Below are 26165 nucleotides of genomic sequence, written 5' to 3'. Positions count from 1 at the left end.
TGAACCGGACGTAGCGGCAGAGACCCGGCGGTGCCGGATGCGACCATTAGGGAGACGCAAAGCACTCGTGCCCGGCCGGATCGAGCCACACGCCTACACGTTGAAGCGGAACGTTAGCAAGACTCGCGAAACTGCCGCCTAGCAGGGCAAACACCACCCCCGCACCTTGGCTCAGCCCCGTTTTAGCCCTGGTGTACCACACGAAGTCCAACGAACGGGCAGTAAGGTGATAGCTCATGACCGACACACACCCTCTGAACACGGAGATCAGCGCCCGAGCACGGGAGATCCGGACCGACGGGTATGCCATGTCAATCGGCGAACTGCTCTCGCTCTACAAAGACGGCGACATCGAGATTCATCCCGAGTTTCAGCGCATCTTCAGATGGAAGGACGAGCAGAGAACCCGTTTGATAGAATCGATACTGTTGGGAATCCCGATCCCGCCAATCTTTGTCTCGCAACGCCAAGACGGAATTTGGGACGTCATCGACGGCGTTCAGCGGCTCTCCACAATATTTGAATTTGCAGGGGTTTACAGGGATGAGAATGACGCCATTCAGGACGGCCTTATCCTCGGCGAAGGCGAGTACCTGAAAAGCCTCAAAGGATACATGTACGAACCGAATTCTAATTCCGAAGGGCTAAAGCATTTCGACGAGGCTCTACGACGCGATTTCAAAAGGTCGAAAATTGCTTTTTCGATCGTAACCAAAGAGTCTGACCCAGACGCCAAGTACGACCTGTTCCAGCGCTTGAATTCCGGTTCGGTTCTTTCGCCTCAAGAAGCCCGAAATTGCCTCATGGTAATGCTCAATCGACAGTATTTCCTTGATGTCGCCGCAATGTCGGAAAGCGTCGATTTCAAAGATTGCGTTCCCCTAACCGACAGAAAGGAAGAATCCGCCTACCGAAGTGAACTAGTGCTTCGATTCTTCTGCCTGCTTGATTATACCGGCTCACCCACCGATCTAAGCAGAGACTTCGGCGATTACCTCACCGACTGGATGCGCAAGGCTACAGCGAATGAAAGCCGGCCGGACCAGAAACTCTTCTACGACACCTTCGAATTATTGAACCGCACCCTAAATGAGGACACTTTCAAGCGATACAACGGACACCGTCATTTGGGTGCATTTTCAATCTCGGGATTTGAGTTCATCGCATGCGGTGTCGCGAAGAACATCGACAAGTGGCGAGACCACCAAGACGACCTCAAAGAACGACTGAGAAGCGCGTGGACGGCACCTGACTTCAAAGCGAACTCTGGGGCTGGAGTTAGCCCACGTCAACGAATGCCGCGATTTGCCATCTATGGCCCGAAATTCTTCGGTGAGTAGAGTGGCTACTGCGACCGACGAAGATTTCGAAAATAAGATAGATGGCGATCTCTCCTGGCGACGGATCGAACTGCACGCCCTAGCGAAGGCGCTAGATTCAGCTGCCCGCGCTAACGCCAGCAGCCCGCTAGCGCGCGCTTTGACGCGGAGTATGACAACAATGTTGTACGCGCACTGGGAGGGGTACTGCAAAACGCTATTTGAAGAGTACATTCGGCTTGTCCTCAAAAGAAAACCGCTCCTTGCAGACAGTGCAGACGGGCTCGTAGTGGCACACACACAGCACCTGCTGAGAAGGATAGAGTCTGGCGATAAACAAGCGAATCTAGAGCTGGCCGAACTCGCGCGCGGCGGATCGACTCAAAGGCTACGAGTCAATCGCGACAAAGTGGTTGATACGAAGTCGAATCTTCGGTACGTTGTACTTGAGTCAATAATGACAACTCTGAACCTTCCACTCCAGGATCTCGCTCTTAAACGAAATATGATAGATAGGCAACTCTGCGACAGCCGAAACGAAGTCGCCCACGGTAGAGCTAGCTTTCCCAGTGCCTCCGAGACACTGACCCTCCATCAAATGGTGATCGAAATGATGGAAGAGATGCGCGATACTGCGATTGGCCAGATTCGGTGCAGGGGCTATTCCATTAGTGGTGTTGTCGCGCGGTGATCTGCCGGATATTGCTTGAGCTATCGGCGGGAAGCTGTGCACCAAATGCCGCGTCCAGGGCGCTGGTGACCTTGTCCGTGTTGTCCTCATAGAGGTGCCCGTAGATGTCCATCGTGATGGAGAACGAACTGTGCCCCAGGTGTTCCTGGATCGCCTTGGCCGGGACGTTGGCGGCGATGAGCAGCGCGGCGGTCGTGTGTCTCAGGTCATGAGCGCGTAGCGCAGACGGCAGACCCGCGAGGGCGACGGCCTTTTTCCAGTACGCCAGGTAGAAGTCGCGGCCCCAGTGCATCGGCCGCAGGCCGTACGGGTGCTCGTCGGTCACCATGGGCGACGGCCACACGAAGCAGTCCGGACCGAACGCGCCCCTCTTGCCCTGTTGCTGCGCGTACGCCTGAAGAGCCTTCATCAGCCCGGCCCGTAGGGGCACCACGCGAGTACGGCTGTTCTTGGGCGGCACCACGTGCCAAGTGTGCGCATCAACCGTGCTGATGGACTCGCTCACCGTCGCCCGTCCACGGAGCAGGTCCACGTTCTCCCAGCGGAGCGCGCACACCTCCCCCGCTCGCAGTCCCGTCTGCGCCGCGAAGCGGATCAGCAGCGCCAGGGCGTCGGCGCGGTCGGTGTCGTCATCGCCGGACGAATCCAGCACAACCGCGCGCATGGCCTGCGCCAGGTCCTCCACCTGCGCCGCGTTCAGGAAGTTCTTCGGCTCGGTATGGGGTCGGGGCAGGTCGTCGCGGGTAAGACCATTGCACGGATTGCCGCGCAGGTACCGCGCTCGCACGGCGGCGTCCATTACCTGGTTCATCACTCGCACCGCGTTCCGCACCGTGCCCGCCGCGAGAGGTGCGCCGGTCGGCTCCGGTAGCCCCTTGGCCTTCCGCTCGGCGGCGATCCGCTCGCGCTCGCGTTCGCGCCTGCGGAGGTCGCGCACCGTGTTCGGGTTCGTCATGTCGGGCGCGCCTTTGTTGTTGTGACCGACGCGCTTCCCGTTCGTGCTGAGCTCGGTGATCCACGCAACGATATCCAACGTGGTGATGCCACCAACGGGCCGATCCGCGAACGTGGGGTAGATCCGCTGGTCGAGAATCGTCCGGTAGCTCTTGGCGGTCTTGGGCCGCAGGTTCCGGCTCTGGAACCACAACTCGGCCACCTCGCGGAAGGTGCGCTGCGCCTCGTTGGGGTCGATGTAGTCGCCCCGGTTGACGTCAGCCTTCATCCCGTCGAGGAACTTCTTGGCGGCGGTCTTGGTACGGAATGTCTTGCTGCGCCGCTTGCCTGCGTCGTCGTACCACCGCGCCTGGAACCGGCCCGGGGTCTGCTCGCGGATCGCGTATCGGTTGGCTCCCATGATTACGCGGCCTCCTTGGCCTGCTCGATGGAGTTGCAGATGCGCCGGACGGTGGACGCCTGCCAGGTAGTGCGGCCCGCAGGGCTCAGGATGCCGTCGGCTGTGAGCGCGGCGGCGATCTTCCCGTAGCTCTGGCCCTCTGCGCGTGCGGCGACGATGCGGCGAGCCACCCCCTGCGGGACCATGCTCGGACGGCCCAGCTTCACGCCGCGCGCCTTCGCCGCTGCGGCGGCTGCACGGGTCCGCTCGCGGATCAGTTCGCGCTCGAACTCTGCGAACACCGCCATCGTCCCGGCCAGGGCGCGACCTGCAGGCGTGGTCAGGTCCACGCCGAGGTCCAACACGACCAGCGCCCATCCCTGCACCTTCGCGGTGTCGAGGATCTCCACGGCGTGCAGTAGCGAGCGGCTGATGCGGTCCATCTTCGCGACGACCAGGCCGTCCGCGAGTCCAGCGGCCAACTGCCCGAGCGCTTCTCGCAGGGCCGGGTTCACTTGCTTGCCGCTCAGTCCTTCGTCGCGAAGGATGGTCAGCTCCCAGCCTCGACGGTCAGCTTCGGCGCGGAGAGCTGCCTCCTGCGCCTCCAGGCCGAGGCCGCTCCGGGCCTGCTCGTCGGTGGACACCCTCAGGTACCCGATCATGTGAGTCACGCTGTCTCCCTTGCTGTCTGAGGCGTAATGCAACCGCTACGCCTTACGCCCCAACCATACCTCGTACACCTGTTCGATGATGGCGTACTTCTGGCGTCAATCCTTCTGCCCTGTCGAAGGTTTCGTGACGCTGCTGTGTGTCGTTGTGCCGCTGACGCGGGGCCTACCTAGCCCGTGTGCCCGGTAGGCCCCGCGGCTCCGATGTGGCGAGCGTCAGGGGCCAGCGATAGCGGTGCCACGCCCTTGCCGCTACCGGGTGCGGCCCCGGCGCTTGGCGGTGGGCGCGGGCGGCGGCGTGGTGGCGCGGAGCTGCGCGAGGGCGGTCTCCATGTCCATCAGTCCCGTGTCGGGTGCGGTGTCGGTGATCGCCGGCTCCTCGTTGGGCCGCGGACGTGGTGCGGGGTCCACGACCTCGGCGTCGATCACGTTGGATGCTGCGAGCTCTTCCGCGATCCACGCGGTGTCGGCGTCCTGGTCGTCGGCTACGCCACGCTCTGCGCGGGAGGCTGCGCGGCTACCGCCCGACATGATCGCTCCCAAGACCTCTTCGAAGGGCTTGGCGTCTACGGAGACCTCCACGGCGCTCTTCTCGCTAATCCCCGCCCGCGACAGCGCGTCACGCAACGCGGCGAGCTTCACGGCGGGTGGGATATCGGGATCGTCCAGGGCGACATTGATCAGTTCCTTAGCGAGTTTGTCCGCTGCCATCTCCAAGCGGATGCGAGCCTTGCGCTTCACCTGCGGCGCGCGGCCTCCGTGGGTACCGCACACGTTCGCACCATGAACCGCTGCGCGCTGGCAGGGTTCCCCGTTTGAGCGGCGCGCCTGGCACGGCCTACGCGGGCCGCGTCCGTCGCTCCAGACCACCACCTTCTTCGATGGGTCTTCTTCGGCATCCGTTTTTTCTTCGACCGGCGCGCGGTCGAACGTCTCCCAGACTTCGAACTCGGGATCATCGGGGTCGGGCACCCATCGGCCTTCCATGCCGTCGATGTGCTGACTCATCTTCGTGTCCTTTCGTATTGGAATCTGTTGCTATGCCTTCAATGCCACGATCCGAAAACCCCACATACCCCTATTGCGCGCGGGAAAATACCCACCTTTGCTTCTGGGGGGTTATAGGGGTATCTGGGGGCTTCTGGTGCCAGGTAGCCACATGCCCAGATGCCCCCAGATGCCACCGGTTGCCATAGGTACAAACGCGGGGCATGTGGCTACCCCCGCACCCTGAATGTGTTCGACGGCAGTCCCCACGTCCATCGGTCGACCTTGCCGCCTTCGCCGCGGATCGGGGTCTTGACGATCAGCAGCTTGCTTGCGGCGTTCGCCACTGTCTTCTCGCTACATCCGGTCTCGGCACTGACCATCCGGCGAACCTCCTTCGCATCCATCGGGCCACCCGCGAGCAGCTCCTTCAACATTCGTGCGGCCTCGTCGCGGGACGGAGCCGCCTTACGCGCGTCTGGCTTGGCACCGTCGGCACCGACAAGCTGATCGGCGTCCTCATCGAGCACCCCGGCCCACGCCACAACGGGCGAGTCGGGGTCGAGACGGCTGGACGTCAGGCGATACCCAAGAGCCGAGGGCGTCCGCGACAGGTTCCCCTTGATCGACGCCAGCCCGTGAGTGGCATCCGTGTTCTGTCGTTCGTCGCTGGGCGGGAGCTTGGCCGCCAACAGCGACGAGCGCGCCAACGCCGTGAATGCGATGGACCCGCCACCACGATGCTTAGCGCTCATGCCGGTGGCCTTGTTGAGGTGCCGCACCAGCACCACGGCTGTGCCGGTCTGCTCGGCCACATCGGCAATCTCCATCAGTGCCTTGCGATTCGCCGTGTCGCTACCGGGTCTTACGGCATCGGACATGAAGGCTGTGATCGGGTCGACGATGACCAGCGCGGCATCGACCTCTTCGATCGCACTCTTCAACCGGTCTACGTCGTCCGGGATCAAGAACGGCACTGGCCGCCCCTTGTCGTCGCGAGGTCGCGCCAACGTAGCCACGCGCTGCATGTCGGCTCCGGCCGCGAGCAAGCGAGGCACGACGGTGTCGGCCAAGTCGTCTTCCACGCCGACCAACACCACCGACGCCGGTTCGTTCAGCCCCTTCTCGTTGCGGGTTTCGATCTCACCGACCATCGTGGTCGGCCACGGACCACCGCGGGTGACCAGCGCCGCCCACGTGAGGGTCATCGTGGATTTGCCGACGTCCGGCTCCCCCTCGAACATCGTCAGCTTGCCGCGCGGAATCCACGGCCACCACAGCCAGTCGACCTTTTTCGGGCTCACATCGGCGAGCGACTCGGTGAATCGTCGCCCGGCATCCGGAATCGAGCTGGCAGAGTTCGGGGGCAGCGCCCGGCGCGACCTGGTGCCGTCCTCGTTGGTGATCCATCCCGACCCCGGCCCCCAGATTCCGCCCGCCTCGAACGCGCCGCCCGTGTAGAAGTCCAACGCGACGTAGTCAGGATCGCCGGCGATCAGCCGCAGCGCGCCGGTCAAGGACCGCTGGAACTCGTCGGGGTCATGCCCGACCGAGTCACCGACCGCCTCGAACAGCGCTTCCACGGTGATCAGCGCGGTGCGCACGCCGGGTTCGCCCTTCGCGCCGAGCCGGACCAACCCGAGCGTCGCGGAGTTCATGGTCGAGTGACGGTCTGCGCCGTCCTCGATCGCGGCCTCAACCTCGCGGACCTTCCCGACGACCGTCGCGCTCATCGCGCCACTACGGAACCCGTCGAGTACCGCCCGCCCCTTTGCATGGGTGCCCTTCGCGTGGACCGGAGACGCCACTGGTGCCTCCGGCAGGATGGCCGCAAGTTCGGTGACGTCGAGCCACCCGGCGTCCGCGTTCACAGAGCACCGCGCGGGCACCGGCTCATCAGGGAGTTTCCAGTTGGTCGAGCCGGGGCACCGCAGCACGCGGTCGATGTTGAAGATCGAGTCCACGTGCGCGTCAGGATTCACCGTGACGGCAGTCTGGCGGACCAGGGCCGCCCACCGCGCGCTGATCGTCTTCCAGGCCACCGCTCCGTCAGTGATGAGCGGCGCGTCACGCACGCGCCATATCGGTTGAAGGCCGTGCCCGCTCTCGATCACCACGGCGGGCGCACATCCCAGGGAGGCGGTCAGCGTCTCGATCACCTGCTCGCACTCCGCCAGCGACGCGAGTCCCTTGTCCTTCACGTCGGGGGTGACCACGTCCAGGTCCACGTACAGCGCGACACCTCGCGATACGTCTGCCTCGCCACCCTTGCGCGAGCCGCCCGGTTCCATGGTCAGCGGGTTCGGTGAGAACCATACGTTGACGTCGTCGGGCGGCGACCACCCTTGTCCCAGGTGCTCGACGCGGATCGTCCGTCCACGAAAGCTCTTCTTGTCGTCTGACTCCTGGGTGCAGATGCTGACAACCGCCTCATCGGCGTGACCGAGGGCTCGAAGAACCTCGTAGAGACCGACAGAGTTGTCGCCGCATCTGTATGACGGCAACGCAATACCGTCCAGATCAGAGTTGCTTGTATGCTTCACGTACAGCCTTTGGGTTGTGGTATCCGTTGCCCTACAACGGATATTGGAGGGTCAGCTCAGCTGACCCGAGAGCTCTTGCTCGCCGTGTGGAAATCGGTCGGGACGGCCTCGAGGACAGCGTTCTCGGGGCCGTCTGTTCGTTTCGAGCAGACGCACGCGGCCTCCAGGCCGACGCCAGGCGTTGAGATGGCTGCCGGTGTCCCGCTACCGCCAACTGGGCTGCTACGTCCGAGGCGCGAGAAGCTGGCCCACCGCACACCCCGCCGCACGGTTACCACCGCCGCGCCCGCAAGCTGCCCCAACGTCCACCCGGAGAGACCGCACAGGGCCGCGCCCACCAGCGCTTCGGGGATCACGCGGGATATCCCGGTGTCCGAAAGGAAGTGACTGGGAATAGGCAGATTCCGCGACGACCGCCACTGGGATACGCGTACCCCGACCTCTCGCCAAGAAGTTCCTTGTAACTCTGTGCCGCGGTCGGCATCTCTCTCGGGAACGCCTCTTGCAGTCGCTCACTACATGATGGACAGACCCACCACACGACGACGTACTGCCCGCGAGTCTGCGTGAGCAGCATCGGTCGCGTCATGTACCGCCCGCGTCGTCCCGGCCCGTCGTGCCAGGTGCAGTGCAACATCCGGTTGCCGGAGTGCTTGATCAACCCCGGACCGACGAGGACGTTCTTCAACCTCCCGCCATTGCGTACGACGATGGGCGCGCCGGGACTCCACGACGGGATGACGATCGGCCCGAGGAGATGCTCAGGGTTCCCGGTGTCAAACTCCGGCGAAGTTGGAGCTGGCTCGTCCAACCCCGGCACTCGCGTTCCAGCGTCGGGCGCTTCTGTTGACCAGTACTCGCCGTCGCCGTAGTACTCCGGCCCCCGAGACACGGCACGCCGGTGCTCATCCATCACTGCATCCAGCTTTGCCTTCACGAATTCATTGCCGAGGAGGCCTGGACTACTGAACTGCTGAACCTCCCGCGTCACTTGTTCAAGCTGGTCGGCGATCTGGAGTTCTTGCGGCGTGGGATTGTCGAGACTCATGCCGCACCTCCCGTCATCCACGTGAGGCACGCCCGACGCGAGAAGAGGTTCTTGTTTCCGTGCCGGACGCCGACCAGTTCGCCGCGAAGTACCGAGTCGCGGACGCGGCGGCGCGTGATGTGCGGGTTGATCGCGTTCAGGTACGCGAACGCTTGACGTTCGTCGAGGTCGGGGATATCGAGTGGGTCGATCCCTTGCACGGTGACCGGCGGGGCCACGTGCGTAGTGGTGACGGTGACGGCAGCGGGGTCGACCGTGGCCGATGAGTGACGAGACATGGTTCCTCCTGGCAGCCAGGAGCACGTGAACAGCAAAGTGCGCCGAACAAGCACCCCAGGCAGATTGGTATCTGCTGGATTCCTGTTCGACGCACGCCAGTCTCAGTGGTTTAGCGCGTCGCCTCGGTCCGTTGCGCTGGCAGGCTGAGCCTCGTCACAATGTGGCCTTCTACGACGGTGTGTAGTTGTTTTCGCGCCGCCTTGAGGCGGCCCTGCAACATTTATAGCACGCCCCGTACGCAACCCCCATCCGATGCGCCGCCTCGCTCACGACTCGCCCAATTATGCTGCCGCCCAACGGTGTTACGCTGGCTATGCACCACGCTTCGGGCCGCGCCCGCGCTGGTGCACCCGCTCGGTCAGGGACCGGACGTCGCAGGCGAAGTTCGCCGGCGAATCCACGCCAGTCCTACCGATCGGAGACACAATGACCACCACCCGCCCCGCCGACACCCGACCCTGGAATTCGCGCCCGTGGCGCTCGCGTCCCAACCGCGACGAACTGTTCGCGTTCGGGGGAGACGCAGCCACCGGCTATTCGACCGCTGGCGACGTGCTCGTTCACCAGACCGCGGACGGCGTCGACCTTTCGTCGCTGTGGTCCGACGCGCAGGCCGCGATGGCGCTGTGGAACCAGAAGCGCTCCGCCCTGGCCTCGCTGATCTCGTACTCGACGGTGAATGTCGGAGACGCAATTCCGCAGAGTCTCGGCGGCGACCACTTCGAGGTCGCGTCGGAATTCGGAGAGCCGACCGGCCTGCGCGCGGAGCCGAACGCGCTGCTCCTCGGCTACACATACGAGGACTACGACATCGCCAGCCGCTTCACGTGGAAGTTCCTGCGCGACGCAAACGCCGAGCAGGTCCGCAGCGTGATCAACCGCGTGATGGAGGCCGACAATCGGCAGACGACCGGCGCGATCCTTCGGCGACTGTTCAGCCCCGAGCAGGGCGCGAACGAGTTCGGCACTCCGGTGTACGGCCTCTACAACGGCACCGACGGAATGATCCCGCCCGAGTACGCCGGGCAGACCTTCCCGCCCGAGACCTCGCACTACCTCGTGAGCGGCAACACCGACCTGGACCCCGGCGATCTCCTGGACGCGATCAATCAGGTCCGCTCCAAGGGCTTCGGCGTGGACGGCAACTCGCGGCTGATCATCCTGGCGAACCCGCAGGACGGCGAGATCATTCAGACCTTCCGCGCGGGTGTGGTCACGAACGGCATCGAGAGCCGCTATGACTTCATCCCTTCGTCGTCTGCCCCGGCCTACCTCACCTCCGAGAACGTCGTGGGCCAGATCGCCCCGGCGGAGTTCGGTGGCCTGGAAGTGAGTGGCAGCTACGGCCCCGCGTGGCTGATCGAGAGCCACTACCTCCCCGTCGGCTACATCGCAGTCGTCGCGACCGGTGGCCCGAACAGCGCGAGCAACCCGGTCGCAATGAGGATTCATAGCAACGTGAATTATCAAGGGCTGCGGATGATTCCGGGTCGCGACCAGCGGTACCCGCTGCAGGACTCGTTCTTCGCTCGCGGGTACGGGACCGGCGTCCGATACCGGGGCGCGGCGTGCGTCGTCCAGGTGAAGGCGTCCGGCACGTACACCGAGCCCGAGTGGTCGTGGCGCTGATGCCAGGGTCACGAGTGAGGACGTCCGGTAGGCCGCTCGCTGGCAGCCACGAGCACGACCTCACCGAGCTGGAGCCGAGCGAATTCGGTTGGGGGCCGGGGTTCACGCCTCCCGAACTCGCCGACGCCGCGCCCTCGCAGGGCGGGATGTACAGAGGTCGCGCGCCCGGCGCCGAGGAACCCGAAGGGCTGCGCGCCCTCACCGACGAGCTGGCCGACCGGCGAGCGCGCCGCGAGCGCCTGCAAGGCGGTCAAGGATGAGCCGCCGCATCCAGCGCAGAGACCGCCTCGGCCGGTTCGCCGGGGCGGGCTCGAAGGTCGCCAGCTCGACGAAGGCCGCAACCGCGAACGCGGGCAAGAAGGCGACCGGCGCAGTGAGCAACGCCTACGTGAAGGGGAGCTTCGAGAAGCACCTGACCGTCGGCCAGGGCGGCGACTACAAGGGCGTGAAGATCGGGGCCGAGTTCCGATCACCCGCAGGTCGTGGAGTGGTCGCCAAGGGCATCGTCGGCTACCACGGCAAGCCTGATCGTCGGGTGGACGTCACGCCCTCTCTGGACAAGGCGCAGAAGAAGCTCACTGTCACCGCGCGGCCGAACCCCGCGAGCCGCAAGGCCACGGCGGGCACGAAGGTGCGGCGATGATCGCCAGGCGGTCCGACCCAGATCGGACGTACAGCGTTGACGCAGCACCGGGCAGCCTGTTGGGCCACCAGTACCGCGCAGGCCACCACCGCGACGGCCAGAGGCCAGCGATAGGCGGTTGAGCTGCCACCTGGCAGCCGCCAACGCCACAACTACACAGCGAGCCGGGGCAGCCCCGGCCACAGACTCGGGAAGCGGAACCTGTGCCGCAACCCGACGGCGGGATCGACTTGTCTCCTGCCGCGCGCCGTCGACGTGTCCGGCGCGGTGCGAGGAAAGGGCCAGGCTCGGCACCCGCCCTCGCAACGGAAGCCCGCCATCTCCACGGACCGGAGGTGGCGGGCTTCTCGTCTGTTCAGGCTACTAAGCCGACTGCGCAGGGGGCGTCGGTGGCAGCTGTGCGGCCGGAGGCCGCTTGTTGGTCACCTTCATCACGATCACTACGACAACAACGACAACGAGCACGAGAGCGCCAAAGCCCGCGAGCGTTGCTCCGACACCTGAGTAACTGGGACACGGATCAACCAGGTAGTACTGCCCCTTGTTCAGATACTCAGCATTCTGATCGACGCATTTCGACATCTCGGTGCCCTCGTACGCGTCGTACGCCAGGCCCCCGATGATGGCGAAGACAGCCACCGCCGCAAACGCCGCCAACATCGCCTTGACTCCCTGAGTCATTAGTCCCTCCGCTCCGCCTGAACGTCGGACATTCCGACCCAACGAAGCCTAAACCATCTGGCCCCGCCCAGATGGCTCTGGTCCAGATGGCCCTACCGCGATGTAGTTGACGGCGCTATGAGCCCTGCCGACGAACCGAAGCAAGCCATGAACGACACCCTGGCGACGTTCGGCGCGCGCTTGCGGGCACGGCGGACCGAACTCGGCCTCAGTCAGGAAGCAGCGGCGGTCCGCTGCGGCGTGCACTCGTCGTACTACGCGAGAGCCGAGCGGGGACAGCGCAGCAGCCGGATTGAGACCGTGATGCGCCTCGCGCACGGCTTGGAGACGACGCCCGGCGCACTGATGGACGGACTCCCGTTCGACGCTGAGTAGCTACGTCACCGGACGTCCGGGACGGTCGTAGCCAATTCCCGGGCGCACCGCGTCGTCGGCTCTCGGATGGGACGAGCGAAACAAGTTCACGATCCCTTGCATGAGGTCGACCGCGTCAGGCTTCGTCCGGTCCTCGCGTTCTGCGATCAGCAGGCATTTCATCTCGTACAGAAGATCGTCGAGGTAGACCTCGCGGCGCGGCGTCAACGGCATGTCACGGCCTCCAGCTCAGCCCGGCCGGCGCCGGGGTCGCCTGAGACTATCGGCCGGACACGCCCCTAGCCCCAGAATAGCCCCATTGCGGGGCGTTCTCGGTGCGTTGCGGGGTGAGCGCGGGACGCTCACAGGGCGCTACAAAGCGCTCACTGACCAGCGCGTTCATCGGTGACGGGCAACGCCCACCTGGGCAAACGCCATGGCCCTAGACGTTGAAGCGGAACTCGACCACGTCACCGTCGGACATGACGTAGTCCTTGCCCTCCATGCGGACCTTGCCGGCGGCTTTGGCGGCAGCCATGCTGCCGTGGGCGTCGAGGTCGGCGAAGGAGACGATCTCGGCCTTGATGAAGCCCTTCTCGAAGTCGGTGTGGATCACGCCCGCGGCCTTGGGGGCGGTGTCGCCCTTGCGGATCGTCCAGGCGCGCGACTCCTTGGGGCCGGCGGTGAGGTAGGTCTGCAGGCCCAGCGTGTGGAAGCCGGCGCGGGCGAGCGAGTCGAGGCCCGGCTCGTCCTGGCCGATGGACTCCAGCATCTCGGCCTGATCCTCAGGATCGAGTTCGAGCAGCTCCGACTCGATCTTGGCGTCGAGGAACACCGAATCGGCGGGCGCGACGGCGGCCGCCAGCTCCGCGCGCCGCGAAGCATCGGTGAGCACGCCCTCGTCGGCGTTGAAGACGTACAGGAAGGGCTTCGCCGTCATGAGGTGCAGCTCGCGGATCGGCGTGGTGTCGAAGCCCGCGCCGAACAGGGTCTTGCCGTCGGTCAGGATGGCCTCCGCGGCCTTGACCGCCTCGAGGGTCTCGACCAGCTCCTTGTTCTTGCGCGCGTCCTTCTCGAGCCGGGGCAGCGCCTTCTCGATGGTCTGCAGGTCCGCCAGGATCAGCTCGGTGGCGACGGTCTCGATGTCGGCGAGCGGGTCGACCTTGCCGGCCACGTGCACGACGTCCTCGTCGGAGAAGACGCGCACCACCTGGCAGATCGCGTCGGCCTCGCGGATGTTGGAGAGGAACTGGTTGCCCATGCCCTCGCCCTCGGAGGCGCCCTTGACGATGCCGGCGATGTCGACGAAGGACACCGTGGCGGGCAGGATGCGCTCCGAGCCGAAGATCTCGGCCAGACGGTTCAGGCGCGGATCCGGCAGGTTCACCACGCCGACGTTCGGCTCGATGGTGGCGAACGGGTAGTTCGCCGCCTCCACCTCACTGTTGGTGAGGGCGTTGAACAGGGTGGACTTGCCGACGTTGGGCAGTCCGACGATTCCGAGGGTAAGGCTCACGGGCGCTCATTCTACGTGGTCGCACACGCACCACCCGACGGCGCGGGAAGTGCGCCTCCCGGCGGTGCGGGCCGCCCTCACCCGGTCCGGCCCGCACCGTCGGAAAGCTCGTCGGGTCAGCGGTAGAGGCTGCCCGCGATCTTGGGATCGTCGACGTTGGACTTGTCGTACCAGTAGAAGCCGGTGTCGATGGTCTTGGGCAGCGACTCGCCCTTGATCGCCTTCACGGCGGCGGCGACCGTCTCGCGCCCGATACCGACGGGGTTCTGGGTGATGGCGCCGGCCATCAGTCCGGACCGGATGGCGTCGATCTGCGCCGCACCCGAGTCGAAGCCGACGATCTTGAGGTTGGTCTTGCCGCTGCGCTGAACGGCGTTCACGATGCCGGTCGCCGCGCCCTCGTTGGTGCCGTACAGGCCGACGATGTTCGGGTGCGCCTGCAGCATCGTGGCCGCGAGGTCCGCGGCCTTCGACGGATCGCCGCCGTACTGGACGTCGACGATCCTGATACCGGGGGCATTGGCCTTGATCCAGTCGAGGAAGCCGTCGCGCCGGTCCACGCCGGTCTTCGACGTCTGGTCGTGCGCGACGACACCGATCTCCCCGTTGCCGCCGACCAGGTCGACCATGCGTTTCGCGGCTTCGGCGGCCGCGGCCTTGTTGTCGGTCGACGCGGTCGTGACGGGGATGTCGCTGTCGACGCCGGAGTCGAAGGCGACGACCGGAATGCCCCGGTCCTTCGCCTGCTGCAGGATCGGCGCGACGGCGGCCGAATCGAGGGCGGCGATCGCGATGGCCGACGGATTGCGGTCGAGCGCGGTCTGCAGCAACTGCACCTGCTTCTCGACCTGGGTCTCGTTGTCGGGCCCCTCGAAGGTGATGCTCTTCCCCAACTCCTTGGCCGACTCCTCCGCGCCCTTGTTGACCGCCTTCCAGAACTGGTGCTGGTAGCCCTTGGAGATGATGGCGATCTGCCCGTCGCCCTCCGACGAGCCGCTCGAGCACGCAGTCGCGGTGGTGACCATCGCGACCGCGGCGACGGTCGCGGTCGCCGCGCGGAGCATGCGCCGCACGGGTGTCGAAGCCTTTGTGAACACGGGATTCTCCTTGGATGAGGTGGAAAAGAGTGCGCCGGCTGCCGCCGACCGATCAGGGCCGCTTGCGGACGATGTCGATGTAGACGGCGACGAGGATCACCACGCCGACCGCGATGGACTGCCACTCCTGCGGGATCGACATGATCCGCAGTCCGTTCGTGAGCACGCTCATGATGAGGATGCCGATCACCGTGCCGGTGATGGTGCCGCGGCCGCCGGCGAGCGACGTACCCCCGATGACCACCGCGGCGATGGCCTCGAGCTCGAGCCCCTGACCGCCGGTGGGCTGCGCGGAGTTCAGCCGAGCGGCGGCGAGGACACCGGCCAGGCCGACGAAGAAACCGGAGAAGGTGTAGACGATCACCTTCCAGTTCTTGACGTTGACGCCGGAGAGCCGGGTCGCCTCCTCGTTGCTGCCGATCGCGTAGGCGTAGCGTCCCAGTTTCGTCTTCGCGAGGACGATGCCGGCGATCACCGCCATCAGCGCCAGGAGCACCACACTGAAGGGGATGCGGGCGCCCGGGACCAGGGACTTGTTGGCGAGGGCGCTGAACCCGTCGACCGAGGTGAACCGGATCGGCTCGGTGCCCGAGATCACCAGCGACGCACCGATCGTCACGAGCATCATCGCCAGCGTGGCGATGAACGGCGGTATCCCCAGGTAGGCGACGACGAGGCCGTTGATCAGGCCGACGAAGGCGCCGAACAGGACGCCGCCGATCACGCCGCCCCACAGGGGCAGATTCCAGTGCACGAGGAAGACGCCGGTCATGATGCCCGACAGGATCATCGCCGTGCCGATCGACAGGTCGATGCCGCCGGTGATGATGACGATCGTGGTGCCGAGCGCCAGCAGGCCGATGGTCACCGAGGCGACGAGAATGCCCGTGAGATTGCCGGCGGTCAGGAAGTTCGGACTCGCGAACGAGAAGAAGACCACGATCACGATGAGGCTGACGAAGGCGAGGAACTGCTGCATCTGGCCGCGGATCCACGACGTCAGCGCGAATCCGCCGCTGCTGTCGCGGTCGGGCGTGGGCGGCGCGAAGGTCGCGGTCATCACTTCACCGCCGTCTCGTGGAAGCGGGTGGCGTTCTCCATGATCGTCTCCTGGGTTGCTTCGTCGCTGTCGAGAACGGTGGCGAGGCGTCCCTCCCCCATCACCGCGATGCGGTGGGACAGGCGCAGCACTTCGGGCAGGTCACTGGAGATGACCATGATCGCCTTGCCCGACTCCGCCAGTTGCTCGAGGAGCCGGTAGATCTCGTCCTTGGCTCCGACGTCGATGCCGCGAGTGGGCTCGTCGACGATGAGGATGTCGCAGTCGCGGGCGAGCCATTTGCCGATGATGACCTTCTGCTGGTTTCCGCCCGAGAGGTTGCGCACGGCCTGCCGGATCGACGGGGTCTTGATCCGGAGCCGGGACACCATGTCGGTGGCGAGGGTGCTCAGTTCGCCGTCTCGGATCACGCCGAACCTCGAATGCGCGTCCAGGGAGGACAGCGCGATGTTGTCGCGGACCGTCTGGTCGACGACGGCACCGAACCGCTTGCGGTCCTCCGAGAGGTAGCCGATGCCGAGGGCCGCGGCGGTCGCCGGCGAGTCGATCGTGCGCTCGCTCCCCTTCACCTCTATCCGGCCGGCCGTGATCGGGTCCGCGCCGACGATCGCGCGGGCGAGCTCGGTGCGGCCGGCGCCCATCAGCCCGGCGAAGCCGAGGATCTCCCCGCGGTGCAGCTCGAACGAGATGTCGTACAGGGGATGCGCGCTGCTGAGCCCCTCGACTCTGAGGACGACCTCGCCGGGCTGCTCCGGCACCGTCGGCCGCTGCTCGTCGGCGACCTCACGGCCGACCATCATCTCGATGATCTCGCGCATCGGCGTCGTCGCCGTGGGGCGCTCCCCGACGTAGGTGCCGTCGCGCAGGACCACGATCCGGTCGGAGATGCGGGGCAGTTCGTCCATGCGGTGCGAGATGTAGACGACACCGGTCTCGTCCGTGACGAAGCGCCCGATCAGCTCGAACAGGGTCTGCACCTCGGCGTCGTTGAGGGCGGCGGTCGGCTCGTCGAGGATGAGCAGGCGGGCGTCCTCCGACAGGGCGCGAGCGATCTCCACCATCTGCTGCTTGCCCACGGTGAGGTCCCGGACGCGCGCGGTCGGGTCGATGACCATGCCGAGTCGTTCGAGGAGGGCGGTCGTCTCGCGGACGGCGCCGCGGCCGTCGACGATGCCGAAGCGGGTGCGCTCGCGCCCCAGAGTGATGTTCTGCGCGACCGTGAGATCGGGGACCAGCCCGAGCTCCTGATGGATGATGCTCACACCGAGCGACTGCGCCTGCGCCGGCGAGGTCAGTTCCACCGGGACACCGTCGATCTCGATGGTCCCGTCGTCGGGCGACTCGACGCCACTGAGCAGCTTCATGAGCGTGGACTTGCCGGCGCCGTTCTCCCCGACCAACGCGACCCGCTCCCCGGGGTGGACCTCGAGGTCGACGCGGTCGAGCGCTACGACGCCGGGGAAGCGCTTGGTGACGCCGCTCATGCGGATCAGCGGGACGCGGGCGCCCGCCCGGTCATCGGCGTCCTGCGACGTCGTGTCCACGCTCATACACCGACCACCCGATCCGGCGCCGGCACGGCGGCGACCATCGTCCTGCGGGAAGGGTGGACGATCCGCCACCCTGTGTGCTGAGTCACATTAGACATCGGATGTTTACATGTCAACAGGTCCCGATGGACATGGAAAAGCGATGAATTCGGGGTACAGCGCGCCGACACATCAGATGTTCGGGCGTTCTCCGGGGTGACGCTCACTGTCCGCCCCGTCCTCCCCGATCACGACCGACGCGGCCGATTCCACGACGCCCGCGGCACTCGGATGAAACGATGATCCGTGCGAACCACCACCGTGGCGTACACATCCCAGGAGGCCTCGTGTCAGCTCCCACCGCTCCGTCGACCACGGAGACCGACGGCGACATCACCTACGTCCGGACGGACCCGGACCTGCCGCCCGTCGCGGTCATCGACCGCAGCCCGATCACCACCAAGCACAAGGTGATCTTCGGCGTGATCGCGCTCGTCGGCGCCGTCGCGTGGGCGATGATCGCCCTCGCCCGCGGCGAGTCCGTGAACGCGGTGTGGTTCGTGCTGGCCGCGATCTGCACCTACGTGGTGGGTTACCGCTTCTACGCGCGCCTCATCGAACTCAAGGTGGTGCGGCCGCGCGACGATCACGCGACCCCCGCCGAGGTGCTGGAGAACGGCACCGACTACCTGCCCACGGACCGGCGCGTGCTGTTCGGCCACCACTTCGCCGCCATCGCCGGCGCCGGCCCGCTCGTCGGTCCCGTGCTCGCGGCGCAGATGGGCTATCTCCCCGGCACGATCTGGATCATCGTCGGCGCGCTCGTCGCGGGCTGCGTCCAGGACTACCTGGTGCTGTGGGTCGCCACCCGCCGCCGCGGCCGCTCACTGGGGCAGATGATCCGCGACGAGCTCGGTCCGATCGGTGGCGCCGCAGCGATCATCGGGATCGCGGCGATCATGACGATCCTCATCGCCGTGCTCGCGCTCGTCGTGGTGCAGGCGCTCGGTCACAGCCCGTGGGGCGTCTTCTCCATCGCCGCGACCATCCCGATCGCCCTGTTCATGGGCGTCTACCTCCGCTTCCTCCGCCCCGGCCGGGTCTCCGAGGTCTCGCTGATCGGCTGCGTGCTGCTGCTCGCCGCGGTCATCGGCGGCCGCTACGTGGGCGAGAGCAGCTGGGGCAAGGACCTGTTCACGCTTACCCCGGTCCAGCTGAGCTGGGCGATCATCATCTACGGCTTCGCCGCCTCGGTGCTGCCGGTGTGGCTGCTGCTCGCCCCGCGCGACTACCTCTCAACGTTCATGAAGGTCGGCACCATCGTGCTGCTGGCCGTGGGCATCCTCATCGCCCGCCCGCTGATGGAGGCGCCGGCGGTCTCGGACTTCGCGACGCGCGGCGACGGCCCCGTCTTCGCCGGGTCACTGTTCCCGTTCCTGTTCATCACCATCGCCTGCGGCGCCCTCTCGGGATTCCACTCCCTGGTCAGTTCCGGCACCACGCCGAAGCTGCTGGAAAAGGAAGGACAGATGCGGCTGATCGGCTACGGCGGCATGCTCACCGAGTCCTTCGTCGCGATCATGGCGCTCATCACCGCGTCGATCATCAACCAGCACTTCTACTTCGCCATGAACGCGCCGATCGCGAAGACGGGCGGCACCGCGGAGACCGCGGCCACGTACGTCAACTCGCTGGGCCTGAGCGGTGATCCGGTCACGGGGCAGCAGCTCTCCCAGGCGGCCAAGGACGTCGGCGAGGAGTCGATCGTCTCCCGCACGGGCGGCGCCCCCACGCTCGCCTTCGGCATGTCCGAGGTGCTGCACCAGGTCTTCGGCGGCTCGTCGATGAAGTCCTTCTGGTACCACTTCGCGATCATGTTCGAGGCGCTCTTCATCCTCACCACCGTCGACGCGGGCACCCGCGTGGCGCGCTTCCTCGTCTCGGACGCGCTGAGCAATCTCGGCGGCCCGTTCCAGCGGCTCAAGGACCCGAGCTGGCGCGTCGGTGCGTGGGTGGCTTCGCTCCTCGTGGTCGCGGCCTGGGGCAGCATCCTGCTCATGGGCGTCACCGATCCGCTCGGCGGCATCAACACCCTCTTCCCCCTGTTCGGCATCGCCAACCAGTTGCTCGCCGCGATGGCGCTCACCGTGGTCGTCGTGGTGGTGGTCAAGAAGGGCTACTACAAGTGGGTGTGGATCCCCGCGATACCGCTGGTCTGGGACCTGATCATCACGATGACCGCGTCGTGGCAGAAGATCTTCAGTTCCGATCCCGCCGTGGGCTACTGGAAGCAGCACAGCAACTTCAAGGCCGCCGCGGACGCGGGGAAGTCGTCCTTCGGCTCCGCGAAGACGCCCGAGGCGATCGACGCCGTGGTCCGCAACACCTTCATCCAGGGCACGCTGTCGATCGTCTTCGCCCTCATGGTGCTCATCGTGGTCATCATGGGCGTGTGGACCATCTACCGCACGGTGACGGGTAACGGTCGCCCGCTGACCGAGGAGGAACCGGTGCCCAGCAAGCTGTTCGCGCCGAGCGGCCTCATCCCCACCCCCGCCGAGAGGAAGGTGCAGGAACAATGGGACGCCCTGGGAGTGACCCGATCGTCCGGGCACTGAAGGCGATCCGCTGGTACGTGGGCTCGGTGATGGGCGACAACCACTACCAGCGGTACGTCGAGCACCGTCGCGCGACGCATCCGGGCGAGCCCGTGATGACCGAGAAGGAGTACTGGCGGGCCCGGCACGACGGCGCGACGGTGACCGCGCGCTGCTGCTGAGCGGCGCACGGTGGTGTCCGAAAGCCGCTAGCGCGCGGCCGCCGCGGGTGCCAGAGTCGAAGGCGTGACCACCAGCTCGCCCCACCTCGACTTCGACCGGTGCTACCGGGCCATCGCCGGCCGGGACCCCCGGTTCGACGGCCAGTTCTACACCGCCGTCGCCACCACCGGGATCTACTGCCGCCCGTCGTGCCCGGCGACCACGCCCAAGGCGGAGAACGTGAGCTTCCACCTCACCGCCGCCGCGGCGCAGGCCGCCGGGTACCGGGCGTGCCGACGATGCCTGCCGGACGCCGTGCCGGGATCGCCCCGATGGAACCTCGAATCCGACCTCGCGGCACGGGCCATGCGCCTGATCGCCGACGGGGTGGTCGACCGGTCCGGGGTGACGGGCCTCGCCGAGCGGTTGGGCTACAGCTCGCGCCAGCTCACCCGGGTGCTCACGGCCGAGCTCGGCGCCGGTCCGCTCGCGTTGGCGCGGGCGCACCGGGCCACCACCGCGCGGATCCTCATCACCGGCACGCCGATGTCCTTCTCCGACATCGCCTTCGCGGCAGGATTCACGTCGATCCGCCAGTTCAACGACACGATCCGCGAGGTCTTCGCCCGGACCCCGTCGGAACTGCGGGCGCGGCGCGGGCCGGACCCGGCCGCCCCGTCCACCGGGGAGCTGAGCCTGCGGCTCGCCCTGCGCGGCCCGTACGCCACCGGCTGGGTGCGGTGGTTCCTCGCCGCGCACGCCGTGGCCGGCCTCGAGCACGCCGACGGTGACCGCTACGCCCGGGTCCTGAGCCTGCCGGGCGGGAACGGGATCGCCACCGTCGACCTGGGTTCCGCGCCGGACGGGTACGTCCGTGCCGGCCTCTCGCTCGCCGCGATGAGCGACCTGTCGGCCGCCGTGACCCGACTGCGGCACCTCCTCGACCTGGACGCCGACCCCACCGCCGTCGACGACGCGCTCGCGGCGGATCCCACGCTCGCGCCGCTGGTGGCCGGCACTCCCGGGATCCGGCTCTTCGGCTGCGTCGACCCGGCGGAGCTGCTGCTGCGCACCATGATCGGGCAGCAGATCTCCATCGCGGCGGCGGCCACGCACCAGGCGCGGCTCGTCGACGCGCTCGGCGCCGCCGTCGACGACCCGTCGGGCCGGCTCACTCGGGCCTTCCCCACCCCGGCCGCGGTCGCCGAACGCGGCGCCGAGGTGCTGACCGGGCCGAGGAACCGGATCGCCGCGATCCTCGGCGCCGCGGCCGAACTCGCCGACGGACGGCTGGTCCTCCACGCCGGCATGACCCGCGCGGAGGCGCGCGCCGAGCTCCTGCGACTGAAGGGCGTCGGGCCGTGGACGGCCGACTACGTGGCGATGCGCCTGCTCGCGGACCCCGATACCCTGCTCGCCTCCGACCTCGTGGTGGCGAAGGGCGCGGAGCAGCTCGGCCTCGACATCACGACCAACCGCTGGAGCCCCTGGGGCAGCTACGTCTCGCTGCACCTGTGGAACCACTCGCTCACCACCGACCGGAGGATCGCCTCGTGACCGCCCACTACGCCACCACCGACACCCCCATCGGGCCGTTCACCGCAGTCGTCGACGCCGACGGAGCGGTGCTCGCCTCGGGCTGGACCACGGACCTCGGCGCCCTGCTGCCCGTGATCCACGCCGCGCTGCGGCCCGCCGCGGTCGAGGAGCGGGCGGATCTCGGCGCCGTCACCCGTGCCGCGGCGGCGTTCCACCGCGGCGACGTCTCCGCCATCGACGGGATCGTCGTGCGGCAGCGATCGGGCGCCTTCGTCGAGCACGCCTGGGACGTCCTGCGCACCGTCGAACCCGGGCGGCCCGTCACCTACACGGAGTACGCCGACCTGTCGGGCCGCCCCGCGGCGGTGCGCGCCGCCGCGATGGCGTGCGCCCGCAACGCGGCGGCGTTGTTCGTCCCCTGTCACCGGGTGCTGCGACTGGACGGCTCCCTCGGCGGGTTCCGGTGGGGACTCGCCGTGAAGAAGTGGCTGTTGGCGCACGAGGCACATACGATCGCGTCGTGAGCGATGAGATGACGAACCCGCCGCCGGGCAAGAAGACCCGCAGCGAGGTCTACGGCGAGGCCGGCAAGTGGCTCGCCACCTGGAGCTGGCGCACCGTCGCGGTCGCGGCGATGCTGTTCGTGGTCGCCTGGCTGATCGGCGAGTTCTGGTCGATCCTGCTGCCCGTCCTGTTGGCCATCCTGCTGTGCACCGTGCTGTGGCCGCCGGTCCGGTGGCTGCGGTCCAAGGGCCTGCCGCCCGCGATCGCGACGGCGCTCGTGCTGCTGCTGTCCCTGGGCGTGCTCGGCGGCATCATCGGCGCCATCGCGCCGTCGATCGGCGGACAGTCCAAGGAGATCGCCGACCGCGCCATCGAGGGTGTGGGCAAGGTGCAGAAGTGGGCGCAGGGTCCGCCGCTGAACCTGCAGGACGAGCAGATCAGCAAGTTCGTCACGTCGATCACCAAGAAGCTGCAGGAGAGCGCCGAGTCGATCGCGACGGGCGTCTTCACGGGGGTCAGCGCCGCGGGCTCGTTCGTGGTGGCGATCGTCATGGTCGCCATGCTCACGTTCTTCTTCCTGAAGGACGGCGACAAGTTCATGCCGTGGCTCAAGCGGCACTCCGGTACGCCGGTCTCGGAGCACTTCGCCGAGCTGCTCAGCCGCATCTGGGCCACCCTGGGCGGCTTCATCCGCACGCAGGCGGTGGTCAGCTTCATCGACGCGCTGTTCATCGGCCTCGGCCTGGTGATCCTGCAGGTGCCCCTCGCGGGCGCACTCGCGGTCATCACCTTCCTCGGCGGATTCATCCCGATCGTCGGTGCCTTCGTGGCGGGCGCGCTCGCCGTGATCGTCGCGCTGGTGACCAACGGCTTCGGTACGGCCCTGGCCGTACTCGCGGTGGTCATCGCGGTGCAGCAGCTCGAGGGCAACGTGCTCTCCCCGATCCTGCAGTCGCGCTCCATGCAGTTGCACCCCGCGATCGTGCTGCTCGCCATCGCCTTCGGCGGCACCCAGTTCGGCATCATCGGCGCCTTCCTCGCCGTGCCCGTCGCCGCCGCGATCGCGGTGCTCTTCCGGTACCTCGGTGAGCTCGTCGACGAGCAGACCGGTGAGACACCGCCGCCGGAGGACGCGCCGAAGCCGAGCTTCTGGGACAGGTTCCGGCGTAAGCCCGCGCCGGCGCCCGAGCCCGCGAAGGACGCCCCGGCCGACGCCGCCTGAAACTTGTCAGTGGGGACGGCCATGCTGACGGCATGGACCTCTCGCATCTGATCGTCGCGCTGCTGGCGCTGCTGGTCGGCGTCGCCGTGGGGATCATCCTGGCCCGGTCGCTACCAGCGCCGCCGCATCGGTCCGACGGTGCCGCACCCGCCCCCGACGCGATCGCCGGCCCGGTCAACGCTCTGCTCGCGCCCCTGCGGCAGACGCTGGACGCGCTCGGCCACGAGTTCGCGGTCGCCGAACGCAGCCGGGTCGCCGCCTTCGCCGGGCTCCGCGAGCAGATCGGCACCGTCGCGCGCACGAGCGAGGCACTGCGTGCCGAGACCGCCACCCTCCGCTCCGCGATGAAGTCCTCCACGGTGCGCGGGCGCTGGGGCGAGCTGCAGCTCGAGCGGGTCGTGGAGCTGGCCGGACTGAGCCGGCACTGCGACTTCTCGACGCAGGTGGGCGCCGCGGTCGGTGACGCCCGGGTCCGCCCGGACGTCGTGGTGCACCTCGCGGGCGGGCGCGACCTCGCGGTCGACGCGAAGGTACCGCTCGACGCGTACCTGCAGCTCCTCGAAGCACCACCCGCGGAGCACGCGGCGCTGCTCTCGGACCACGCGCGCCGGTTCCGCTCCCATGTCGTGCAGCTGGCGGGCAAGCGCTACTGGGAGGCGGTCGGTTCGCCGGAGCTGGTGGTGATGTTCGTGCCCGCCGAGGCCTTCCTCGACGCCGCCCTGCAGGCCGATCCCGAACTGCTCGAGTTCGCCCTCGACCGGAATGTGGTGCTCGCCACACCGACCACCCTCGTCGCGATGCTCCGGGCGGTCGCGCTGAGCTGGCGGCAGCACGCCCTCGGGGAGGACGCCGCGCGGATCCAGGCCCTCGGTCGCGAACTGAACGAGCGGTTCGACGTCCTGAACAGCCACTTCTCCTCACTGGGTACGGCGCTGGGCCGGACCGTCGAGGCGTTCAACGCCACCGTCGCCTCGTACAACTCGCGGGTCGGCGTCACCGCGCGCCGTCTGGCCGACCTCGATTCCATGCCCGACGGCTCCCGCGAGGATCCGTTGGAGCTCGATCGCGCGCCGCGGGCCGTCCCCACGGCGGCAGATTCTCGGTTCTCTCAGCGTTAACCGGTACGGTTCACCTGTGTCGAAGTTCCAACCGTCCCGCTCCCAGGTACCGGTCGACGAGCGTTCCGTGCTCGCGACGGTCCCCGGATTGCCGTGGTGGGGCGCCGTCCTGACCATGCTGGTCTTCACCGCGGCGGGCGCCCTCGCGTCGGGCGAGTTCGCAGGCGCGAACGCCGGCGTGCTCGCGATGGCGGTGGGTGCCGTCGTCGCCGTGCTCGGCGTGCGCAACCGCGCGTTGTTCACGGCGATGGTGCAGCCGCCGCTCATCATCGCCACCGCGATCCCGCTGTACCGATGGTTCTCCCTGCCCAGCCCGCGCAAGACCAGCCAGATCCTCACCGACGTACTCTTCCCGATGATCTCGCTGTTCCCGTGGATGTTCTGGACCACTGCGATCGTGCTGGTCATCGGCGGCGCACGACTGCTGCAGTACCGCGCGCTGACCGCGACCGCACGCAGCGCCCAGCGCAGCGGCTCGTCCGGGGCCAAGACGTCGGCGGCCAAGTCCGCCGCCAAGGTCGGCGCGGCGAAGCCCGGGAAGCCGAGCGCTGCGAAGCCCGCGGTCGCCGCGACCGCCGTATCGGGCGCGGCCGCCACGGCCACCGCGACCGCCACCAAGCCCGCCGAGTCGGCCGGGCTGCCGATCATCGAGCGGATCCGCTCCACCTTCGCGCGGCTGCGGCCCGCCCCGGCAGTGGGCGCGGTCGGCGCCGCGGCCCTCGCCGGCGACGGCCGTTCCGAACGGCACCAGAGCCGCGCCACCCAGCACCGCTCCAGCCGCGCCGTCCGCGATCGCGCGACTCGCGACGATCGTCGCGAGTCGGCGCGCCCCGAGGCCGACCTCGCCCGGGGCCGCAGTTCGGCCGCGCGTCGCGAGGATCCACGGCGGGATCTCCGCCGCGTCGAGGCGAAGCGCGACGAGCAGCGCCGGGACTCCGCGGCGCGCCTCGCCCGCACCCGCGAGGAGATCGCCGCCCGCGACGCCGGCGCGCCCGCTACCCAGGTCAACCGCGTGGTCCGCCCCGATTCCGGACAGGTCCCGCGGCCGCCGATGCCGAGGCGCCCCGTCGACGACGACCGGCACGTGCCGCGCGGCGCCCGTCCCCGCCCCGCGGTCGCGCAGGGCGACCGCCCCCGGCCGGGCATCCACGATTCGCGCGAACTACGCCCCGATGAGGAGCGGCGGCGGATAGGCGCACCGCAACCCCGGTGGCGCACCCCCCGTACTGCCGAGGGCCGCCCGGAGGCCACCGCGGCCCGCGGTGCCGCGCCGGCCGACGCACGCGACTACCGTCGCGAGGCCCACGACATCGACCGCGCCCGCGGCCTCGATCCCACGGGGCCCCGCGCCGAGCGGGAGCGTGCGCGGATCCCCCGCGACGACTTCGCCTCGCTCCCCCGCATCTCGGGCAGTCGCGCCGCCCAGCCGGACCTGCCCAGCCTCACCGGCGACGACCGACCCGCGCGCCGGAGCGAGGCGGTGTCGAACCCGGGCCGCTACGAGCACTACCAGCCCCCGCGCTACCGGCCGCAGAGCGAGGACACGGCGGTGGAGACGAACTTCCGCGACGACTTCGCGGAACCCGCGGACGAGCCCCGGCAGATCCGCCGCCACCGCTACAAGGACTGAGCGACCCCCACCGGCC

General features: G+C 67.6%; 25 protein-coding genes. 13 read left to right on the top strand and 12 right to left on the bottom strand.

From position 1 onward, the window contains the following. Positions 1 to 236: 236 nt before the first annotated feature. A complete protein-coding gene (locus FK530_RS09725) occupies positions 237 to 1340 on the top strand; it encodes a DUF262 domain-containing protein (RefSeq protein WP_146486813.1) in 1104 nt (367 codons plus the stop codon). After that, positions 1315 to 2010 (top strand): MAE_28990/MAE_18760 family HEPN-like nuclease, encoded by a 696-nt coding sequence (locus FK530_RS27010; protein ID WP_369123338.1) that lies wholly within the window; start codon positions 1315 to 1317, stop codon positions 2008 to 2010. Before FK530_RS09725 ends, FK530_RS27010 begins: the two co-directional genes overlap by 26 nt. On the opposite strand, the gene FK530_RS09720 is transcribed toward FK530_RS27010, so the two are convergent. The 6 genes from FK530_RS09720 to FK530_RS09695 all read right to left on the bottom strand — a co-directional run bounded on the left by FK530_RS09720 (position 1988) and on the right by FK530_RS09695 (position 8867). Beyond that, the gene (locus FK530_RS09720) at positions 1988 to 3364 is read right to left on the bottom strand and encodes a tyrosine-type recombinase/integrase (RefSeq protein WP_146486812.1); all 1377 of its coding nucleotides are present in this window, start codon (positions 3362 to 3364) and stop codon (positions 1988 to 1990) included. The two genes, FK530_RS27010 and FK530_RS09720, sit on opposite strands and share 23 nt — an antisense overlap. Before the next feature lie 2 nt (positions 3365 to 3366). Beyond that, positions 3367 to 4005 (bottom strand): recombinase family protein, encoded by a 639-nt coding sequence (locus FK530_RS09715; RefSeq protein ID WP_146487001.1) that lies wholly within the window; start codon positions 4003 to 4005, stop codon positions 3367 to 3369. 258 nt (positions 4006 to 4263) lie between these two features. Further along, positions 4264 to 5019, bottom strand: coding sequence for a hypothetical protein (locus FK530_RS09710; RefSeq protein ID WP_146486811.1), 756 nt, complete (start codon positions 5017 to 5019; stop codon positions 4264 to 4266). Positions 5020 to 5228: 209 nt separating this feature from the next. Continuing rightward, positions 5229 to 7541 carry an AAA family ATPase gene (locus FK530_RS09705; RefSeq protein WP_231706573.1) on the bottom strand — a complete coding sequence of 771 codons (2313 nt, stop codon included), beginning with the start codon at positions 7539 to 7541 and terminating at the stop codon, positions 5229 to 5231. A gap of 352 nt (positions 7542 to 7893) precedes the next feature. Continuing rightward, a complete protein-coding gene (locus tag FK530_RS09700; protein ID WP_146486810.1) occupies positions 7894 to 8589 on the bottom strand; it encodes a hypothetical protein in 696 nt (231 codons plus the stop codon). Then, a complete protein-coding gene (locus tag FK530_RS09695) occupies positions 8586 to 8867 on the bottom strand; it encodes a hypothetical protein (RefSeq protein ID WP_146486809.1) in 282 nt (93 codons plus the stop codon). The genes FK530_RS09700 and FK530_RS09695 overlap by 4 nt, the downstream gene beginning before the upstream one ends. Positions 8868 to 9294: 427 nt before the next feature. Between FK530_RS09695 and FK530_RS09690 the strand changes: the two genes are divergently transcribed. Genes FK530_RS09690 through FK530_RS09680 form a run of 3 tightly spaced genes read left to right on the top strand, consistent with a single transcriptional unit; the run spans position 9295 to position 11140 of the window. Beyond that, positions 9295 to 10497: a hypothetical protein gene (locus FK530_RS09690; protein WP_231706572.1), complete on the top strand. Its 1203-nt coding sequence runs from the start codon at positions 9295 to 9297 to the stop codon at positions 10495 to 10497. Positions 10498 to 10511: 14 nt separating this feature from the next. Continuing rightward, positions 10512 to 10757, top strand: coding sequence for a hypothetical protein (locus FK530_RS09685; RefSeq protein WP_146486808.1), 246 nt, complete (start codon positions 10512 to 10514; stop codon positions 10755 to 10757). Further along, the gene (locus tag FK530_RS09680) at positions 10754 to 11140 is read left to right on the top strand and encodes a hypothetical protein (protein WP_146486807.1); all 387 of its coding nucleotides are present in this window, start codon (positions 10754 to 10756) and stop codon (positions 11138 to 11140) included. Before FK530_RS09685 ends, FK530_RS09680 begins: the two co-directional genes overlap by 4 nt. Positions 11141 to 11503: 363 nt before the next feature. Here FK530_RS09680 and FK530_RS09675 read toward each other — a convergent pair whose 3' ends face one another. Then, positions 11504 to 11821, bottom strand: coding sequence for a hypothetical protein (locus FK530_RS09675; RefSeq protein ID WP_146486806.1), 318 nt, complete (start codon positions 11819 to 11821; stop codon positions 11504 to 11506). A gap of 147 nt (positions 11822 to 11968) precedes the next feature. On the opposite strand from FK530_RS09675, the gene FK530_RS09670 reads away from it, so the two are divergent. Then, complete coding sequence (locus FK530_RS09670) at positions 11969 to 12196, top strand: helix-turn-helix domain-containing protein (protein ID WP_231706571.1); 228 nt, start codon at positions 11969 to 11971, stop codon at positions 12194 to 12196. Here the strand turns inward: FK530_RS09670 and FK530_RS09665 are convergent, their stop codons facing one another. The 5 genes from FK530_RS09665 to FK530_RS09645 form a co-directional block, all read right to left on the bottom strand. Further along, positions 12197 to 12409 carry a hypothetical protein gene (locus FK530_RS09665; RefSeq protein ID WP_146486804.1) on the bottom strand — a complete coding sequence of 71 codons (213 nt, stop codon included), beginning with the start codon at positions 12407 to 12409 and terminating at the stop codon, positions 12197 to 12199. Between the two features lie 208 nt (positions 12410 to 12617). Beyond that, a complete protein-coding gene (gene ychF / locus FK530_RS09660) occupies positions 12618 to 13691 on the bottom strand; it encodes a redox-regulated ATPase YchF (protein WP_146486803.1) in 1074 nt (357 codons plus the stop codon). A gap of 116 nt (positions 13692 to 13807) precedes the next feature. Further along, a complete protein-coding gene (locus tag FK530_RS09655) occupies positions 13808 to 14788 on the bottom strand; it encodes an ABC transporter substrate-binding protein (protein ID WP_205124191.1) in 981 nt (326 codons plus the stop codon). A gap of 52 nt (positions 14789 to 14840) precedes the next feature. Next, positions 14841 to 15848 (bottom strand): ABC transporter permease, encoded by a 1008-nt coding sequence (locus FK530_RS09650; RefSeq protein WP_146486802.1) that lies wholly within the window; start codon positions 15846 to 15848, stop codon positions 14841 to 14843. Then, positions 15848 to 17398 carry a sugar ABC transporter ATP-binding protein gene (locus tag FK530_RS09645; protein ID WP_146486801.1) on the bottom strand — a complete coding sequence of 517 codons (1551 nt, stop codon included), beginning with the start codon at positions 17396 to 17398 and terminating at the stop codon, positions 15848 to 15850. The genes FK530_RS09650 and FK530_RS09645 overlap by 1 nt, the downstream gene beginning before the upstream one ends. 326 nt (positions 17399 to 17724) lie before the next feature. Between FK530_RS09645 and FK530_RS09640 the strand changes: the two genes are divergently transcribed. The 7 genes from FK530_RS09640 (at position 17725) to FK530_RS09610 (ending at position 26149) form a co-directional block, all read left to right on the top strand. Further along, a complete protein-coding gene (locus tag FK530_RS09640; protein WP_146486800.1) occupies positions 17725 to 19995 on the top strand; it encodes a carbon starvation CstA family protein in 2271 nt (756 codons plus the stop codon). Then, complete coding sequence (locus FK530_RS09635) at positions 19956 to 20156, top strand: YbdD/YjiX family protein (RefSeq protein WP_146486799.1); 201 nt, start codon at positions 19956 to 19958, stop codon at positions 20154 to 20156. Before FK530_RS09640 ends, FK530_RS09635 begins: the two co-directional genes overlap by 40 nt. A 64-nt stretch (positions 20157 to 20220) precedes the next feature. Next, the gene (locus FK530_RS09630) at positions 20221 to 21693 is read left to right on the top strand and encodes an AlkA N-terminal domain-containing protein (protein ID WP_146486798.1); all 1473 of its coding nucleotides are present in this window, start codon (positions 20221 to 20223) and stop codon (positions 21691 to 21693) included. Then, positions 21690 to 22199 (top strand): methylated-DNA--[protein]-cysteine S-methyltransferase, encoded by a 510-nt coding sequence (locus tag FK530_RS09625; RefSeq protein ID WP_146486797.1) that lies wholly within the window; start codon positions 21690 to 21692, stop codon positions 22197 to 22199. The genes FK530_RS09630 and FK530_RS09625 overlap by 4 nt, the downstream gene beginning before the upstream one ends. Before the next feature lie 8 nt (positions 22200 to 22207). Beyond that, on the top strand, positions 22208 to 23401 hold the full coding sequence (locus FK530_RS09620; RefSeq protein WP_146486997.1) for an AI-2E family transporter: 1194 nt from the start codon (positions 22208 to 22210) through the stop codon (positions 23399 to 23401). Between the two features lie 32 nt (positions 23402 to 23433). Further along, positions 23434 to 24519 carry a DNA recombination protein RmuC gene (locus FK530_RS09615; RefSeq protein ID WP_146486796.1) on the top strand — a complete coding sequence of 362 codons (1086 nt, stop codon included), beginning with the start codon at positions 23434 to 23436 and terminating at the stop codon, positions 24517 to 24519. 16 nt (positions 24520 to 24535) lie between these two features. Next, the gene (locus FK530_RS09610; protein WP_146486795.1) at positions 24536 to 26149 is read left to right on the top strand and encodes a DUF6542 domain-containing protein; all 1614 of its coding nucleotides are present in this window, start codon (positions 24536 to 24538) and stop codon (positions 26147 to 26149) included. Positions 26150 to 26165: the final 16 nt, after the last annotated feature.

Source organism: Tsukamurella conjunctivitidis, from assembly GCF_007858475.1.
Taxonomy (GTDB): Bacteria; Actinomycetota; Actinomycetes; order Mycobacteriales; family Mycobacteriaceae; genus Tsukamurella; species Tsukamurella conjunctivitidis.
Note: the sequence above shows the minus strand (reverse complement) of the source record. Positions and strands in the feature narration are given on the sequence as shown.